11 protein-coding genes are annotated in these 17,853 nt (G+C 54.5%); 1 reads left to right on the top strand and 10 read right to left on the bottom strand.

The window, feature by feature from the left end; all coding sequences use genetic code 11:
- Nucleotides 1–12: 12 nt before the first annotated feature.
- The 3 genes from ABD76_RS00940 to ABD76_RS00930 are packed head-to-tail and all read right to left on the bottom strand — an operon-like array spanning nucleotide 13 to nucleotide 4,838.
- Nucleotides 13–1,611 (bottom strand): response regulator transcription factor, encoded by a 1,599-nt coding sequence (locus tag ABD76_RS00940; protein ID WP_197253505.1) that lies wholly within the window; start codon nucleotides 1,609–1,611, stop codon nucleotides 13–15.
- Nucleotides 1,608–3,443, bottom strand: coding sequence for a cache domain-containing sensor histidine kinase (locus ABD76_RS00935; RefSeq protein WP_197253577.1), 1,836 nt, complete (start codon nucleotides 3,441–3,443; stop codon nucleotides 1,608–1,610). Before ABD76_RS00935 ends, ABD76_RS00940 begins: the two co-directional genes overlap by 4 nt.
- Before the next feature lie 51 nt (nucleotides 3,444–3,494).
- Entirely contained in the window at nucleotides 3,495–4,838 is a 1,344-nt protein-coding gene (locus tag ABD76_RS00930) for an ABC transporter substrate-binding protein (protein WP_197253504.1), read from the bottom strand.
- A 1,470-nt stretch (nucleotides 4,839–6,308) separates the two neighbouring features.
- Between ABD76_RS00930 and ABD76_RS30790 the strand changes: the two genes are divergently transcribed.
- Complete coding sequence (locus ABD76_RS30790) at nucleotides 6,309–6,539, top strand: isochorismatase family protein (protein WP_420901903.1); 231 nt, start codon at nucleotides 6,309–6,311, stop codon at nucleotides 6,537–6,539.
- A 219-nt stretch (nucleotides 6,540–6,758) separates the two neighbouring features.
- On the opposite strand, the gene ABD76_RS00920 is transcribed toward ABD76_RS30790, so the two are convergent.
- The 7 genes from ABD76_RS00920 to pflB form a co-directional block, all read right to left on the bottom strand.
- Nucleotides 6,759–8,441 carry an ABC transporter substrate-binding protein gene (locus ABD76_RS00920; protein WP_197253501.1) on the bottom strand — a complete coding sequence of 561 codons (1,683 nt, stop codon included), beginning with the start codon at nucleotides 8,439–8,441 and terminating at the stop codon, nucleotides 6,759–6,761.
- A 113-nt stretch (nucleotides 8,442–8,554) separates the two neighbouring features.
- Nucleotides 8,555–9,445, bottom strand: a complete 891-nt coding sequence (locus ABD76_RS00915; RefSeq protein WP_197253500.1) for a carbohydrate ABC transporter permease — start codon at nucleotides 9,443–9,445, stop codon at nucleotides 8,555–8,557.
- A gap of 17 nt (nucleotides 9,446–9,462) precedes the next feature.
- Nucleotides 9,463–10,440, bottom strand: coding sequence for an ABC transporter permease (locus ABD76_RS00910; protein WP_197253499.1), 978 nt, complete (start codon nucleotides 10,438–10,440; stop codon nucleotides 9,463–9,465).
- A gap of 151 nt (nucleotides 10,441–10,591) precedes the next feature.
- Nucleotides 10,592–13,003, bottom strand: a complete 2,412-nt coding sequence (locus ABD76_RS00905) for an AraC family transcriptional regulator (RefSeq protein WP_197253498.1) — start codon at nucleotides 13,001–13,003, stop codon at nucleotides 10,592–10,594.
- A 242-nt stretch (nucleotides 13,004–13,245) separates the two neighbouring features.
- A complete protein-coding gene (locus tag ABD76_RS00900; RefSeq protein WP_197253497.1) occupies nucleotides 13,246–14,175 on the bottom strand; it encodes an alpha/beta hydrolase in 930 nt (309 codons plus the stop codon).
- 231 nt (nucleotides 14,176–14,406) lie between these two features.
- Entirely contained in the window at nucleotides 14,407–15,144 is a 738-nt protein-coding gene (pflA, locus tag ABD76_RS00895; RefSeq protein ID WP_197253575.1) for a pyruvate formate-lyase-activating protein, read from the bottom strand.
- Between the two features lie 39 nt (nucleotides 15,145–15,183).
- The gene (gene pflB, locus ABD76_RS00890) at nucleotides 15,184–17,442 is read right to left on the bottom strand and encodes a formate C-acetyltransferase (RefSeq protein ID WP_197253496.1); all 2,259 of its coding nucleotides are present in this window, start codon (nucleotides 17,440–17,442) and stop codon (nucleotides 15,184–15,186) included.
- Between the last annotated feature and the right edge of the window lie 411 nt (nucleotides 17,443–17,853).

The raw sequence follows: 17,853 nt of genomic DNA, 5'->3' as shown, positions 1-17,853 counted from the left end.
CCGCCGCGCTCTCTATTCGGCCGTGACCCGGGACTCCCGGTATTCGGAAGGAGTCATTCCCGTATACTTCTGGAATACTCTCGAGAAGTACCGGCGCTCGGTATAGCCGACGAGCATGCCGATCTGCGCGATGCTCTTGTCCGTCATGCGCAGCATCGACATCGCGAGCTCCATGCGCTGTCTTGTGACGTATTCAACGAACGTCTCCCCGAAATAATTTTTGAACAGCATGCTGAAGTAGCTGCAGCTGATGCCGAGGTAATCGGCGAGCTCCTCGATGCCGATATCGGAGCCCAAATGCCGATGAATGTAATCCTTCGCCGAAATCATGAGCAATTCGCCCGATTTCTTGTTCATGGCGTGTTCCTTCGTATTGCCGACCAGGTCCGTGATGACGTTCATCAGGTCCTTCACGGTCAAGCTGTGCTGCAGCTTGTTCCACACTTCCTCCTCCTGCTGGGCCTGAATGAATTCCAGTTCCCGCATTTCACGCAGCAGATGGATAACGACATAATGCAGAAACTTCTCGACCCGCATGATCGACTGCTCTGACATGCAGGACAGACTCGTCTGCAAGGAATGGAGCCCTTGCTCGACATTGCGCTTGTCGTTCTGCTTCATCCCGGACACGATCTCTTCGACGAGATGCCATTCCGATACCGACGCGACTTGACGGGCCATCGAGCCTTCATCGACCGAGAGCAGCTGCTCGTCTTCCGATGCCCATATGAGCACGCGCTGCAGCCGTTTGTAAGTGTGGGAGAGCGCGGCCATCGGCACCGGTCCCTGATCCCAAGCAAGGCTTACGGTCATCTTGACATGCTCCCGCACCGCCTGTTGAATATCTTGGGCCCAGCACACCATCTCCGAAGTCGTCGCCTCCGCGCGGTCCGGGCCGAACTGAATGAGAACCGCCCATTCCCCTTCCCGCATTTGCAGGACGGCATAGGTCAGTCCGTCCTCCTGGATGGCCTCCTGAAGCACATTGCGAACGGCGAAATTCCACAGCTTGCGCTCGCTATCTACCCATGATACGGTACGCTGGGCATATCCGTCCAGATCGACGAGCAGGACCGCATAGGTCAACCGCTCGGCCGGAATGTCCCCTTCCTGCATCACCAGCGGGGAAGGACCGGATGAGAAGCCCATCAGCACATCGAACAGCATTTTCTCAAAGGCAAGGCGGATGACCTTTCCCCAGCGCCGCTCCTCCTGCTTTTTCTTCTGCTTGCGGGAGCGGACCTCATCGGCCAGCTTGCCTACGGTCTGCTGCAGCTCTTCATAATTAATCGGCTTCACAATATAATCTCGCACCCCGTGCTGCAGGGCAATGCGGGCATATTCGAATTCCTGGTAGCCCGTCAGCATCAGCACTTCCGCTTCGACGCCCATTTTACGGATTTCCCGCAAAAATTCCATACCGTCCATCACAGGCATGCGGATATCGCACAAAATAATATCGGGCTCATGCGCGCGCACCGCATCGATCCCTTCGGCCCCGTTGCGCGCGGTGCCGACGATATCGATCTGCATCTCATTCCAGGGGATGACGATCTTCAGATTGTTCACAATCGGCGCTTCATCGTCAATGAGCAACACCTTCACGTTCATTTCGCTTCCCCCTGTTCATATTTTGGTATCGTTATCTGGATGACCGTTCCCATCTGCGGCGCGGAGCAGATGAACAAGCCGTAGCGCGGGCCGTAGCGGATGCGGACCCGATCGGCTACGCTGCGCACGCCGAGACCGCAGCGCTCCGTATTGTAGCTGTCGGGCAGCTCCGGATTCGAAGGCTGACACTCATCGGATTGCATATATTGGAAGCGGCTGAGCTGCTCATTCGACATCCCGATTCCGTTATCTTTCACCCGCAAATAAATGCATTCGGCATCCTCGGAGGCGGTGATCCGGATTATCCCGGGATGCATGATGCCGTCGAAGCCGTGCTGAATGCAGTTCTCGACGAGCGGCTGCAGGGTCAGCTTCAATATTTTGGCGTTCATGATTTCATCCGGGACGCTGATTTCAAAGTTGAACACATCCTCGAAGCGGAATTTCTGAATTTCCAAATAACTGCGCGTATACTCCAATTCCTCGCGGATCGTAATCTCTTCCTTGTCCTGGATGCTCGTGCGCAGGATATTGCCCAGTCTGATCACCATCTGGCTTACTTTGCGCCCCTCGTTCTGCACGGCAAGCACATTGATCGATTCCAGCGTATTGAACAGGAAATGCGGCTTGATCTGCGCTTCGAGCACCCGCATCTCCGCTTTGTTCTTCTGCTGCTGTTCCCGCTTGACCTGCTGCAGGAGGACGCATACCTGATCGATGAGGCGGTTGAAGCCGACAGCGAGCGCCCCCAGTTCATCCCGATCCTTCTCGTCGACCCGAGCGTTCATCTCGCCGGACTCCACCCTGCGCATGAAGCGGACGATTCGGTTGATGGAATGAGTAATCCGGTTCACGAACAGCAGATTGAACAGCACGGCGGCGGCTACGCAAACGAGCAAAATTATGGCGACCCACATCCCGAAGCTGATCATCTCTTTGGTCAGCATTTTCCAGGAAGTCACCGAGACGATATGCCAATCATAATCCTTCAGCTTATACATCGAGACGATGCTCTCCTGCCCGTTGAACGGCGTCTTGAAGCTCTGATAGCGCAAGGTATCCGACAGCTTGGCGGAATCGAGCATCCCGGTCAACGAGTCACCGTTCGCCAGCTTGTCGCTGTCATACAGAATCATGCCCGCATTATTGACGAGCAGGAAGCGCGTGTCATCCTCCTCCTCCCCTTGGTTGCGGCGGAAATCATTGAATATCGACTCGATCTCCCAGTTCTTGATCTGCACGACAAGAATCCCGATATTGCGCAGGCTGCTTAATTCCTTGACCACCCGAATCTGGGTAAAAACCGGTTCCTGGCCGGTCACCTCCGGGTATTCATACGGGCCGACCCATTTCGGAGCGCCGTTCAGCTTCAGGACTTGCTCGTAGAGCGGGTGCTTTTTGAACTGATCGAACGGAAGCGCCATAAAGCCTTCTTTGTTAAAAATCGAGATGACCTGATTTTGCGGCAATGTGCTCCGGTAATTATAAAGAAATGCGTATCCGATAGACGGATGGCTGTACAACAGCAGGCGGAAATTGCGCTGATTCTCGTTTAACTGCAAATAATTCGCGTTGGCCAGATTTTCGCTCGATCCGGCCGTCAGCGCGTTCTGGAATACGGAGCTGCTGATGCCGGTGTCCGTCACCCGGTTCATTTCCGAGAAGAAATAGCTGACGCTCTGCCCGATCGCTTTGAGCGAGAACTCCGCCTGCTCGCTGTACTTTTGCGCGAACAATTGAAAGGTAATATAGAATACGAGCGACCCCAGCAAAAGGAGGGGAATGATGATCAACGTTACGAATCCAGCCAACATTTTAAACCGCAAATTCATGCCCGTTCCCAGCTCCGTCCGTATATATTGCGCCAACGAAAGGAACATTCCTTATCTTATGGTCATGTTCGCTTCGTCCTGGACCTTCTGCACGGCTGCCAGCATATCGGCCGGCTTGACATCGCCTTCCATGACGCGCTGAATGCCGATGCGCAGCTCCGTATCGACCTCGGCCTGGATTAGCGCATCGAACGCTGGCCATCGGTAACGAACTTCATTGGTGCGCTTGATAATCTCAAGAATAAGGCCGCTGTCGACCACCTGCTCCATCTTTGCCTGCTCCATCTTCAGAGACGGCAGCACGCCGTCTTCCATCAGACCCAGCAATTGAATCTCTTCATTATAAAAATTGAGGATGAACGACTTGACCGCCTCCAGCTTGCGCGGATCCTCCGCCACCTTGGCCGAGAACGCATACCCGTTGTTTGTGTCCACCATCGCGCTTATTCCATCCCCTTCCTTGAGCGGAGGCATCAGGAAGAAGCCGAATTTGCTCTTGCCGTCTGCCGTCTTCTCGTCTGTCAGTCCGGAAGATCCCCAAGTTCCGTCGAACATCATGATCGCTTCTCCCGTCAGAAGCTGTGTGCGCTGGTCCGCATATTCCAACCCGAGCTCGCCGCGCTTAAAGTAACCTTTGTTCACCCATTCCTGATGCTTCGATATCGCTTCCACCATTCGCGGGTCGGTCCACTTCGATTCCCCGGTTTTGAAGCCTGCGGTGAAATGAGGTCCGGTATAGTAAGACCACAGATTATTAATCGTCATGAGCGGAACCCAGGCATCCTTCGAAGCCCGGGCGAACGGGATTTTGCCGTCGGCTTTGATCTCGTCCGCGATCGCCTCCAGATCGGCCAGCGTCTTCGGCAATTCCAGCCCCTTTTCCGCAAAATACTGCTTATTATAAAAATAGCCTTCAATGGATCCGCCGTTCGGCAAGCCATAAATCTTCCCGTCATGCGTCCACGGCTCCAGGTTGAGGAACTTGTCCTTCAAACCGAGCTCCTCCAGAATCGGCGCGATATCCAGCACAAGGCCTTCCTTGGCATACAGACCGACATCCGGACTGCCGAATGTATCGAAAATGTCCGGCGGATTGCCAGCCGCCATCTCGCTTCTCAGCTTATCCTTGCGGTTCACCTCGCTGTCTACCCCATCCAGCCTGATCGTAAGGCCCGGATGCTGCTCCTGCGTCTTCTTCACGACCGCTTCGAGACGAGCAAGACGGTTCTTATTCGCGTCTCCGAGCTGAATATGCCGCAGCTTCAGATCGAACGGCTCATTATTTTGTGATTGTCCGGACTTGGAACCGTCTCCGCCGCCAATCATGCCGCAGGCGCCAATCACCGTCGCCCCTATCACGATCAGCGTGAGAAGAAGAACTGCCTTTCTTCTCATGGCAAGACCTCCCCAAGGAAAATAATAGTGTAGTCCATACATAATCAATTATAGGTCTATCGTCCGTATCCGTTAAGGACGAATATCTACGATCGGGGGATAAAATCCTCTACTCCCGATTGTACGATTGTATCCCTGCCAATTGGGGGCAAGCCTAACCCTCAGAAGATAAATCCGATCGTCGGACATCTGCGTCGCACCTCTACCCTTTGCGGTACTCTCCCATCGACTCCCTCTAGAGGCAGCGCTTTTCACTCAGGAATATTTCGGATTGACCCCGTCCCAAGTTCTTTTGACCAATATCCCGTTCGGTCAGGCGCTTCCTCTGCCGGCCTGCACATTGCACCATTCTCCCATTGAGTCAGGTAGCCAGGTGGGCCCCTCTCGAGTTCTTTTGACCAATATCCCATTGAGTCAGGCGCTTCCTCTGTCCACCTGCACATTGCACCATTCTCCCATTAAGTCAGGTAGAGGCAGGCGGGCCGCTCAAGAGTTCTTTTGACCAATATCCCGGTTAGTCAGATGCTTTCCTCTGTCCATTTGCACATTGCACCATTCTCCCATTAAGTCAGGTAGAGGCAGGCGGGCCGCTCACGAGTTCTTTTGATCAATATCCCGGTTAGTCAGATGCTTTCCTCTGTCCATTTGCACATTGCACCATTCTCCCATTGAGTCAGGTAGAGGCAGGCGGGCCGCTCACGAGTTCTTTTGATCAATATCCCGGTTAGTCAGATGCTTTTCTCTGTCCATTTGCACATTGCACCATTCTCCCATTGAGTCAGGGAGCCAGGCGGACCGCTCACGAGTTCTTTTGATCAATATCCCATTCAGTCAGAGGCTTCCTCTGTCCACCTGCACATTGCACCATTCTCCCATTGCATCAGGTAGAGCCAGGCTCACCCCTTACGATCCCTTTTGGGGGTTTTCCTGCTAAACCAGCCCCTGTCATATCCAAACATACCAAAGACTCCTGAACAAATTCTTCACCCCACATGACAGTATGGGGTAGCTCTTGCATGACTCAATTTTCAAAAGAAATCATGTAAATATACCTTTCTGAGTGGTTGGGAGTTTGAACGTAAGAGGATCGGGCACATATTGGCCCACCTGACTGACGGGGAGATTGTACATAAGAGACCCGACATACTTATTGGCCCTCCTGACTGACGGGGAGAGTGCGCATAAGGGACCACACATACATATTGGCCCACCTGACTGACGGGGAGATTGCTCATAAGCGACCCGGCATACTTATTGGCCTTCCTGACTGGCGGGGAGATTGTACATAAGAGACCCGGCATACTTATTGGCCCACCTGAATGACGGGGAGATTTCACATAAGAGCCCCTCCACCTGTTTTCTTTCTGGACTACTGGAGAGATTGATTGAAGAGGCACGCTCACATATGCTTGATGAGTGGCTGGATGATAGGTAAATCAAAAGGGGAGGCATTATATGAAATAAACGGCTCTGAGCGTCAGTGATGTCCAAAACGGGATGTTTTCGGTTGAAAATCCTGTCTTTCATTGGGAAAAAATCCTTTTCAATGTAAAGCATCTTATTGCAAGCGCCCGCCATCATCATATTCCGATCTTTTATATTCAGCATAATGAACCCGCGGGAGAGGCATTAGAGCAAGGAAGTGAGGCATGGGAGTTTCATCGTGACATCACCCCGAACGCATCAGATATCATTATTTAGAAGACCATGCCGGGATTGATTTTATCGCACGAATTTGAACGAGGAATTGCAAAAGTTAGATATCGAACATCCTAGTGCTCGCTGGCATTCAAAGCGAACTATGCGTGGATAACACTCAGGATATTACGTTCATCTAGCTTCAAAAAAAGCTACCCGGGATAACACCCCGGATAGCTTAACATGATCTTGGCGTTGATGTGATGCGGGACTGCCTGCGGTTTATTTTTTGCTGTCGTAGGCGGTCTGGTAAATCTCCAGGAAGCGCGGGAGGTTCATCCCTTCGAGGGTCTGGAGATAGGTATCCCAGTCTTTGTCCAGATCCGCGTCGCCGATGACGAAGCGGGCCATCATCTCGTCGACATAGTCGTTGATTGTCTTCGACAGGTCGGACAGCTCGGCGGCCTGTTCATCGGTGAAGAACAGCTGCGGCACGGCCATATCCGCGCTTGGTTTATATGGATCGTAGTTATTTTTCGTTTCATTGTAGAGGAGCACTTCGAGACTCGGTTCGCCGTTATTTGGCACGGCCGAGCTCAAGCGAAGCTCGTTCGAGCGGTTCGTCGGGGCCGTCTGCTCCCAGTGGACATTCTGAATTTGTCCGTATTCCTTCAGCTTTGCCCACTTGGCCGGCTTGCCGTTGATGCCGATTTCGCCTTCCTTCGCTTCGCGCCACTCCTCGCCCGGACGCCCAATCGTCGTGCGCAGCGATATTTCTTCATCATAGAAACCGTCCGCCCAACGGAAGGCGACATCCGGATGCTTGGCGTTTTTCGTAATGAGATACGAGCCGACCGAGTACCCGAATGGGTCATAGGCGGCGTATTGGACGCCGTTCGGTCCCTTCAGCGGAGGCACGGTCACATAGTCGAGCCAGCGTCCGCTCTCCCCGGCAATCTGAGTGAAGACGCCCTGGTGTCCGCCCAAGGCCGCCCCGACAATCGGATCGCCGGACGCTTCGCCCAGCTTCAGCAGTTGATCGCTGTCCTGCGTGAAGATTTGCGGATCGATCAAGCCTTCCTTGTACAGCTTGTTCATATAGGCGAGACCGTCGCGCCAGCCCGGCTTGTCGAAGGCGACTTGGATGCGCCTGTCTTCCACGTACATATGACTGCGCGATTCGCTGAATACCGGGTTCAGCACGAAGGAGTTCATCAGGAACGCGTCGATGGACGAATACCAGCCGCTCCCGCGCGGAGCTCCCGTCAGCGGCACTTCATCCGCCTTGCCATTGCCGTTCGGATCCTTTTCCTTGAACGCCTTCAATACGGTGTACAGCTCATCGGTCGTCTTTGGCACGTCCAGCCCCAGCTTGTCGAGCCATGGCTTGTAAATCCACATCTTCTGCGCCATCGAGCAATGGTAGCAGTCGTTGATGCTCGGCAGCGCATAGATATTGCCGTCCGGCGCCGTAATCGCGGTGGCCAGCCCCTCATTGCTGTCCAGCACCTTCTTGAAGTTGTCTCCGTACTGCTCGATCAGGTCATTGAGCGGCAGGAACACGCCCTGCTTGCCATAGATCATCTGCTGCGCCGGCGTGACGCCGAATCGCATGATGACGTCCGGGTAATCGCCCGAAGCGAGCATCAGATTCAGCTTCTCGCTGGCGCTCTGCTGCGGGACGACGATCCATTCCACATGCACGTTCGTCTTCTCTTCATACCATTTCGTGAACTCGTTTGTCTCGAAATTTTCGACCAGCGCCTCCGATGGAACCATAACCTTCAGCGTCACCTTCTCTTCTACGATCGGGTACGTGCCCTTCGGCGTCACGATCGATTCGCTGGCCTGGCCGCCGTCATTCGTTCCGCTCGCATTGCCGCCGCTTCCCGAGCAGGCGGTCAGCATGAGCGAGAGCGTCAACACCGCCGCCAGACATGCCGTACTCCAACGCTTCCATCTCATCACGAATTCCCCCTTTTGTCCTGTTCTTAGTCATCTTGCCATCTATGCCTCATGAAGCGGGCGCTCCAAAAAGCCGGTGCCGAACCTTGAAAAACCTTGCGCCTTTTCATGCCTTATCCTTTGATCGAGCCAATCATCATGCCTTTCACGAAATATTTCTGCACGAACGGATAGATAGCCAACAGCGGCACGGAAGATACGACGATAAGCGAGTATTTGAGCAGCTCGCGCAGCCCTTGGCGCGCGGCTGCCGTCTTCGCGTCCCCGAGCGTCTCCTGACTGACCTGGTTCTGGACAAGAATATCCCGGAGAACGAGCTGCAGCGGGAACAATTTTTCTGATTTGAGGAAAATCAATGCATTGAAATACTGGTTCCACTGGTCCACCGCGTAGAACAAGGTCACAACGGCGATAATCGGCCCCGATAAGGGTAGCAGGATGCGCAGCAGGAAGGTGAAGTCGCTGCAGCCGTCCATCTGGGCCGATTCCAGCAGCTCCAGCGGAATGCTGGTGCGGAAATACGTCATCATGATCATGACATTCCAGACGGACAGGGCCGCCGGGACAATCATGGCCCAGGCCGTATCCAGCATGCCGAGCTCCTTCACGAGCAGATATGTCGGGATAAGCCCGCCGTTGAACATCATCGTGAAGACGAACAGTAGCGTGAAGCCCCGTCTTCCCTTGAAATCGTTCCGGGACAACGGATACGCCGCCAGCACGGTGACCGCCACGCTGATTAAGGTGCCGGCGAACGTATAGAGGAGCGTGTTCTGCAGACCGGTCCATACCATCCGGTGCCGGAATACGGCTTCGTAGCCGTCTAGCGAGAATTCGACCGGCCACAGCCATACTTTGCCGGAGATGACGGCGCTCGCCGAGCTGAAGGAAGCGCTTACGACATACAGCAGCGGATACAGCACGATAAGGAGAAATACGCCAAGCGCCGCATTGTTCACGATATGGAAGATACGGTCGCTTTTATCATGAGCCAGTGAATCCATCTATGTCCTCCCTCCCGTCACCATAAGCTCTCCTGCCCGGTCTTGCGGGCGGTATAATTGACCATCACGATAAGCAAGAGCGAGATGACCGACTTGAACAGGCCGATCGCCGTCGCGTACGAGAAATTCATCGCTTGGGACAGCAATCCGATTTTGTACACGTAGGTGTCAATCACTTCCGATGTCTTCAGGTTCAGCGGATTCTGCATCAAATAAATTTTCTCGAACCCGGTCTCCAGCAGCTGGCCCGTATTCAAGATGAGCAGAATCATGGCGATCGGGAGCACCGCCGGCATATCGATATGCCAGATTCGCTTCATCCGCCCGGCTCCGTCCAGGACGGCGGCCTCATGCAGGGCGGGATCGACGGTAGAGAGCGCGGCGAGGTAGATAATACAGGAGAACCCGATATGCTGCCAGATGCCGGACCAGACGAAGATCGACTTGAAAAACTGCATTTCCCCCATAAAATGAATCGGCTCTACGCCGAACAGTCCCAAAAACTGATTGATCATGCCGGAGCGGGGATCGAGGAACTGCAGCAGCAGGCCGACCATGACGACGGTGGAGATGAAATGGGGGGCGTAGCTGACCATTTGCACCGTATTTTTGAACCACCGTATCCGCACCGCATTCAAGCTCAAGGCGAGCAGTACGGGCAAAGGCGTGCTGACCGCAAGGGAATACAGGCTGATAATGAGCGTGTTCTGCATAATGCGCCAGAAATCATAGGAGTTGAAAAAGCGCGCAAAATGCTTGAATCCTGCCCAGTCGCTCCCCCATATGCCCTTGACGACGTTGTAGTCCTTGAAGGCGATCTGAGCGCCGACCATCGGACCGTACTTAAATAAGATGACATAGAGCAGCGGAAGGGCGAACAGCGCGTACAGCTGCCATGATCGCTTCAAATAGGATACGAACGCGGGCTTGCGCCCCGGTATCGCCGCCGCTGCCGGAATCGATGTTCTTGCCTCTGGCTGCCATTGTTCCGACAAAAGCACACCTCCTGTTTCCGGTCGTGACCGTTATATTGGCGCAGCGATGATGACGCTTACATCTCTCGCTGCGTGCTCACAGTGTATAACGGGACCCCGGAACGGGAAAAGAAGCCGTTTTTAGCGGTTGTGCGATTTTTATGAAAAGCCATTATTCCTTTTTTTGTTCGCTTAACCATTTTCGATATTCGGTGGCGCTCATCCCGTGCGCACGCTTGAATGCGCGGCTGAACGAGTTCAAGGAATTGTAGCCGACCCGCTCGGCAATCGAGGTCAAGGCGTCCCCTTCCAGCATTAACTGCTTGGCATGCTCCAGCCTTAGCTCCTCCACATACTCCGAGAAATTGCGTCCGGTCTGCTCCTTGAAAAACGCGGACACATACGCTTCCGACACCTGCAGCCGATCCGAGATGACAGTGAGAGAGAGCGATGAATCTACATAACCCTCGCGAATGCAGGCCATCATATCCTCCAGCAGCGCCGCGTTGCGGCTGCGCTTGCGTTCATGCACCGTCCGGCTCAATTGAACGAATTCGTTCCGGACAAGCGGGAACAGCTTATGCAGCTCCGACCCTTTCTTTAATACTTTTTGCTGAAAGGCCGCGCTGTCGGTCTGCAGCGGCAGATCGAGCGACTGCGCCAGCTTCATTGCTGCGGCATACATCTCCATCAGCAGCCATCGCTCCATCGGACAGGTAAGCGGCCGCTTCTCCCAATTGTCCTGCCAGACGGTCTGGCACAATCTCGCCACCTCTTCCTCATCCCCGCCGCGGACGGCGTGCGTAAGCCGGTTCTCCATCTCGGCGTTGAACCGGTACATCCCCCCATCCGCATGCTCTTCCTCGTTCCACCAGATCCAATCCTGGCTTCCGTCGGACATTCCGTACAACTGCTGAGCCTGTTCCAGCGACCGCGGCACATCCATCCGATCGGAGACGATGCCGCCGATCGTATACATCGGCAAAATATGGGCGCTTTTCAGCCGCTCGTTCAATTCCATCAAAGTCTGTTCAATCAAGGCCGCGAAGCGGATGGACGCATCTCGGCCCGCTTCCGTCCCCGCCTCGGTGCCATAGAACAGCAAGGCGACCTGATCCTGGCCTACCTCGTGAAGATCGAAGGGAACCCGCTCCAAGCCGGACGCCTCCTCCTTCACGACGAGCATCTTCAGCCCCATCTCATCGAGGACCGGGGCGCTCCAGTCATCGCCATGCCAGCCGAGATGAAGCACCGCGACCGCATACATGGTGGCGCTCCGCTGCAATCCCGCATGCGCCAAGGAGGACTCCAACTGCTGTTCGGTGGCGTACCCCCCGCGCAGCCAGCGATCGAACACCGCCATGCGGGCATATTCCTGCCGCTCGCTCAGCTTCTGATCCAGCGTTTTCGTCGTCTCGAGCAGTTCCGTGAATGCATCGCGCAAATAAGCGAAGATGTCGGACTTGCGGCTCCGCTGCCCCATTCCCGGCTTCGCGTTCGTATGCACGTAGGAGTACAACCCTTCCAAGGGCCGGCTGTTCCGGCGGGACAGCCACAGCGCCAGCAGCACAATGACGACGAGCGACAGCCCTACCAGCGTGAAGGTCGTCCGCTTCATCGCATGGACGCTCTCCAGCACTTCGTCCGCCGGCTGCGCGGCGATATAAGTCCAGCCCGTCTTCGGAGACATCGTCTTCGAGACGAGCATGTCCCTCCCGTTCAGCTCCGTCCGGTAATGGGTATTCGGCCGTTCCAGGATGGCGGCCAGATCATCCCCTCCACCCGGCTGTCCGCTCCCGGCTTCGTCCCCGGCCCGGCCAATGAGCTGGCCGTTCTTGTCCAGCACGCGCACCCATCCCCCGGTCTGCACATTGATGCCGCTGAGCAGCTTGCCCACTTCCGCATGCGGGATGAGCGCCACGACCGCTCCCTGATAATAACCGGGATAACCGAGGGAACGGATGTACGTGATCATCTCCTCCTCGGTTGATCCGTATTTCACGGTATGAAGTCCGATGAAATCTTTGGAATGATACGTCTCCAGCGTCTGTTCCCGCCATTCGGTCATCTCCCAGTCCCGATAGCGAAGCACATCCCCGTAGAACTCATCCAGTCCCACTACCCGATGCGGGGAGATGACGAGAGAGCTGTTGCGGAAGACGACAAAATAATCCTTCAAAAACCGGTTGCTGATGCTGTAATCATCAAGCGCCTTTTGCGTGCTCATGACCTTGTACGTGTTCGTGCCGGCAAAAGGCTTCTGGACGACTTGAAAGCCTCTGACCTTCGGGTGATCGGCTACCTGCTGCACGATCGATTCCACTTCCGCAATCCGTGTCTCCAGCAGCGTCTGAGCTTGATGCAGCGCCTTGTCGTTGCGCTCCAGCACTTCCCGCTCCAGCACGGCGATCGTCTCCTGGTAGGCGATCCAGCCGGCTGCCAAGGTCAGGATCAGAAACAACAAGTAAGGAAGGAGAAACCGGAACCAGAGTTTCCCCATCCATTTCCGGGTCCAGAAGGAAACCATCCGCCCTTTTATGAATTCGCTTACATAATGATTCGGCTTCGGCGCCGGGCTGTTCATTCGAGGCCCCCCTTTTTTGTCTAATTTGTGATATTAAACATACCAGAAAATAAGGCGCTCGAACATCCTATTGTCGGATTTTGTCGATTGGAATGGCACAGGGGGGATTGTGACCTTCGGGGACACCTACATCATGGGCTGCGACCCGGGGGAGGGGGCCGGCCAGGGATATTTATTTCCTCGCACGGCAAAAAGCTCCTGCATTCAGAACGGGCACGTTCCGGTTCAGGAGCTTTTCAACCTTATTTATAGGCTGAATTGGCCAGGAGGGCGGCGACATCCTGCAGCGCCTGTCGGCCTGCCATGCTGATGCCGGCAAGCTGAAAGAAGCCGTGGTTCACGCCAAGATATCGCTTGCATTGCGCCTCGACGCCTGCCTCCGACAAACGGCGATATAACGCCTCGCCCTCGTCAACAAGCGGATCAAATTCCGCAGTAATGATATAAGTTGGCGGGAGCCCTTGCCAATCATTGCGGAAGAGCGGGCTCGCTTCCGGGTGATCGAGAGGCAGATCGGCTAAATAAGCCTCAAATCCGCTTAACAAAGCGTCCCGCGTAACGACATAATCATCGCCGTATTTTTGATAGCTGTCGCTTGCGCCCGTGGCATCCAGCATCGGATAAATGAGAACTTGCCGCTGTGGCATCCACTGCCCTTGCGCTTTCAAGCGAAGACAGGTCACGAGCGCCAAATGTCCGCCTGCGCTGTCCCCGGCGATCGTGATGTTTTCGGGGTCGCCGCCCCAAGTTAGGGCATGTTGGCGAACGAGATGAGAGGCGGCCAGCGCATCGTCATGCGCAGCCGGATACACATGCTCCGGAGCCAAGCGGTAATCGACGGCGATCACCAGTGCGTTACCCAGATTCGCTAACAAACGCATTTGACGATCATGCGTTTCGAAATCGCCGCTCACAAAACAGCCGCCATGATAAAAAATCAAAACCGGAAGATTGCTTCGTTCCGATGGTTTGTAGATGCGAAGCCGTATGCCGTCAATCGTTTGTTCAAAAATATGATGGACCGGGACCGCTTCTCCGGCCAAGCGGACCGAATCCAAGTATCCTTGCCTGCGCTCCCGGATACTTTGCTTTCTTGCCGACGGACGCCCGCTCTCGATAAATTGGGTCACCAAATCGCGAATACCCGGTTCAAGACCGCTAATATCTGCCATTTTTCATTCACTCTCCAAATTTTCACAATAGTATGATTCAGCATAACCGCAGCTTTCAGGTTTTCATCACTGCAAAATATTTTAGCATACTTTGTCTTCTATTGCGGGAGAGCCGTGACAAAATACGATTCATTCAGAGAGTAGCTGCGTTCACGGAAACGTGGGCAAACACAAAACGTGCAGCGTCCCCGTTCGCCGGGCGACACTGCACGTTCCGTTAGCGATATGCGATTATTTTTGAGCTGCGGCTTCGGCCCGGCCCTGTTCAATCAGCCGCTGCGCCCGCTCCGCTTCTTCCGCCGTCGGCGACGGAATGCCTTCCAGCGAATATTTCTCGCCGAGCTGCTCCCATTTATAGACCCCCATCTGGTGGTATGGAAGCACATCCACCTTTTCGACGCCCTGCAGCGTGCCGATAAAGCGGCCAAGATTCAGCAAATCCTGCTCGTCATCGTTAATTGTCGGGACGAGCACATGCCGGATCCACATTTTCTTGCCGTGGTCTGACAGCCAGCGCGCCGTCTCCAGGGTGCGCGTATTGGGCACCCCGGTCAAGGCCATATGCTTCTCATTGTCGATATGCTTGATATCGAGCAGCACCAAATCGGTCAGGTCATACAGCTCGGTCAGCTTCGTCACATCGTTGACGCCGTTCGTATCGAGCGCCGTCGGCAAGTTCCAGCGCTGCTTCACCTGCTTGAACAGCTCCTTCACGAAGGGAACCTGCAATGTCGGCTCCCCGCCCGATACGGTCAAGCCGCCGCCGGAGCTGCGATAATACGGAAGGTAGGACTCGATTTCCGAGAGCGCTTCTTCTACGGACATCTCGGTGCCGCCGTGCAGATCCCAGGTATCCCGATTGTGGCAATATTTGCACTTCAGGGCGCAGCCCTGCATGAACAGTATGAATCGGATACCCGGCCCATCCACCGTGCCGAATGTTTCTACGGAGTGTATGCGTCCAATCATGTCGCTCACGGTCCCTTCTCTTCCGGCTCACATGTCTGATTACATGCTGCCGTGGAATGTGCGGTTGATGACATCGAGCTGCTGCTCGCGCGTCAGCTTGATGAAGTTGACCGCATATCCGGATACGCGAATCGTCAATTGCGGATAATTTTCCGGATGTTCCATCGCGTCAAGCAGCTGCTCGCGGTCGAATACGTTGACGTTCAGATGATGCCCCTTGCTGCTGAAGTAGCCGTCCAGCATCGACGTCAAGTTCGATTTGCGCGATTCGAGATCCTTGCCAAGCGCCTTAGGCACGATGGAGAACGTGTTCGAGATGCCGTCCAGGCTGTGCTCATAAGGCAGTTTCGCGACGGAGCTCAGCGAAGCAAGCGCTCCTTTGCGGTCGCGGCCGTGCATTGGGTTCGCCCCAGGAGCGAACGGTTCGCCCGCTTTGCGTCCATCCGGCGTCGTACCGGTCTTCTTGCCATAGACGACGTTCGACGTGATCGTCAATACGGATTGGGTTGGGAGCGCATTGCGGTATGCATGGTGCTTCCGAATCATGTTCATGAACGATTCAACCAGTTCAACGGCGATGCTGTCCACGCGCTCATCATTGTTGCCGTAACAAGGATATTCGCCTTCCGTCTCGAAGTCTACCGCGATGCCCTGCTCGTTGCGAATCGGTCTAACCTTCGCGTATTTGATGGCGCTGAGCGAGTCGGCTGCGACCGACAGGCCCGCGATGCCGCATGCCATCGTCCGCAAAATTTCACGGTCATGCAGCGCCATTTCGATGCGCTCGTAGCAATATTTATCATGCATAAAGTGGATGACATTCAGCGTGTTCATGTACAGCTTCGCCAGCCACTCCATCATCTGCTTGAACCGCTTGACGACTTCGTCGTAATCCAGCACTTCGCTCGTAATCGGAGGCAGCTCCGGTCCTACCTGCAAGCCCAGCTTCTCGTCCTTGCCGCCATTGATGGCGTACAGCAGACATTTCGCCAGGTTGGCGCGGGCGCCGAAGAACTGCATCTGCTTGCCGATGCGCATTGCGGATACGCAGCAGGCGATACCGTAATCATCGCCATAGATCGGACGCATCAGGTCATCGTTTTCGTATTGAATCGAGCTCGTCTCGATCGATACTTTGGAGCAGTATTTTTTGAAGGCTTCCGGAAGCTTCGTCGACCACAGTACCGTCAGGTTCGGCTCTGGAGCCGGTCCGAGGTTGTACAGGGTGTGCAGGAAGCGGAAGCTGTTCTTCGTGACGCGAGTCGTGCCGTCCACGGACATGCCGCCGATCGATTCGGTTACCCATGTAGGGTCGCCGCTGAACAATTCATTGTAATCCGGCGTACGCAGGAATTTGACGATCCGCAGCTTCATGACGAAGTGGTCGACCAGTTCCTGGGCTTCTTCTTCGGTCAGCGTTCCCTCTTCCAGATCCCGTTCGATATAAATATCGAGGAAGGACGACACGCGTCCGAGCGACATCGCCGCACCGTTCTGTTCCTTGATTGCCGCCAAGTAACCGAAGTATACCCATTGGAATGCTTCCTTCGCGTTTTGCGCCGGCTGGGAAATATCGAAGCCATGCATTTCGGCAAGCTGCTTCAATTCCTGCAGCGCCCGGATCTGCTCGGACAGCTCTTCGCGGTCGCGGATAACGTCATTCGTCATCACGTCCACTTCCAGATCCTTCAGATCCTTTTGCTTCATCTTAATGAGATAATCTACGCCGTACAATGCAACGCGGCGGTAGTCGCCGATAATGCGCCCGCGCCCGTACGCATCCGGCAAGCCGGTAATGATGCCGGCTTTGCGGGCCATGCGCATTTCGGAAGTATATGCGTCAAATACGCCTTGGTTATGCGTCTTGCGAATATCCGTGAACATCTTGATGATTTCTTCAGGCATTTCGAAGCCATACGCTTTGCAGGCGTCAATCATCATCCGGATGCCGCCGAACGGCTGGATGGAACGGCGGAATGGAGCGTCGGTTTGCACGCCGACCACTTTCTCCTTATCTTTGTCCAAATAGCCCGGCTTATGCGATGTAATCGTCGATGGCGTATTGACATCGACATCCCACACGCCGCCGCGTTCGCGCTCTTCCTTCGACAATTGGCTTACGATATCCCATAGATCTTTCGTGTTCTGGGTCGGTCCGACCAAGAAGGATTCATCACCATGATAAGGCCGGATGTTGTTTTCCAGGAAGTTCGGCACATCCACGTGATTCTGCCATTTTCCCGTTTTGAATCCACGCCATCCTTTTGCTTCTGTGTTATTACGTTCCATCACCGACATCGTAATCCCTCCATACCGTTTTACTTTTCGTATGTGCTTGCAACAGAAGGCGCCACCCGACATGGTTCTCTCTAGCCCTAACCTTACCAAGTTGTGATGAATTTCACGTTTAAGGGTATGCGGCCGTTATGTTCCGCCTTCTACTTCGATAACCGCCCGCTTTTTTCCTGCCTGAGTGGCTAATAGCAGCGTCGCCGCTGCCCTGCAGCCTTTATCCTTGCTGCACCTTAATTGTACCTCCTTTCACGTAGTTTCGTTGTGATTTTCATCACAAAGAATCAATTTTTGTGAAAATAATCACATAAAATAGATAAAAGTCCGTTTATTTCGCCGCCCCTTCCCCGTAAATAGAAAAGCAGCGAAGAGCCGCTGCTCTCCGCTGCCTGTTCATGTGCTAGTGATGTGCTAATG

The sequence above is a fragment of the Paenibacillus dendritiformis genome (assembly GCF_015845845.1).
GTDB lineage: Bacteria > Bacillota > Bacilli > Paenibacillales > Paenibacillaceae > Paenibacillus_B > Paenibacillus_B dendritiformis_C.
This window is presented reverse-complemented; position numbering and strand designations above follow the sequence as displayed.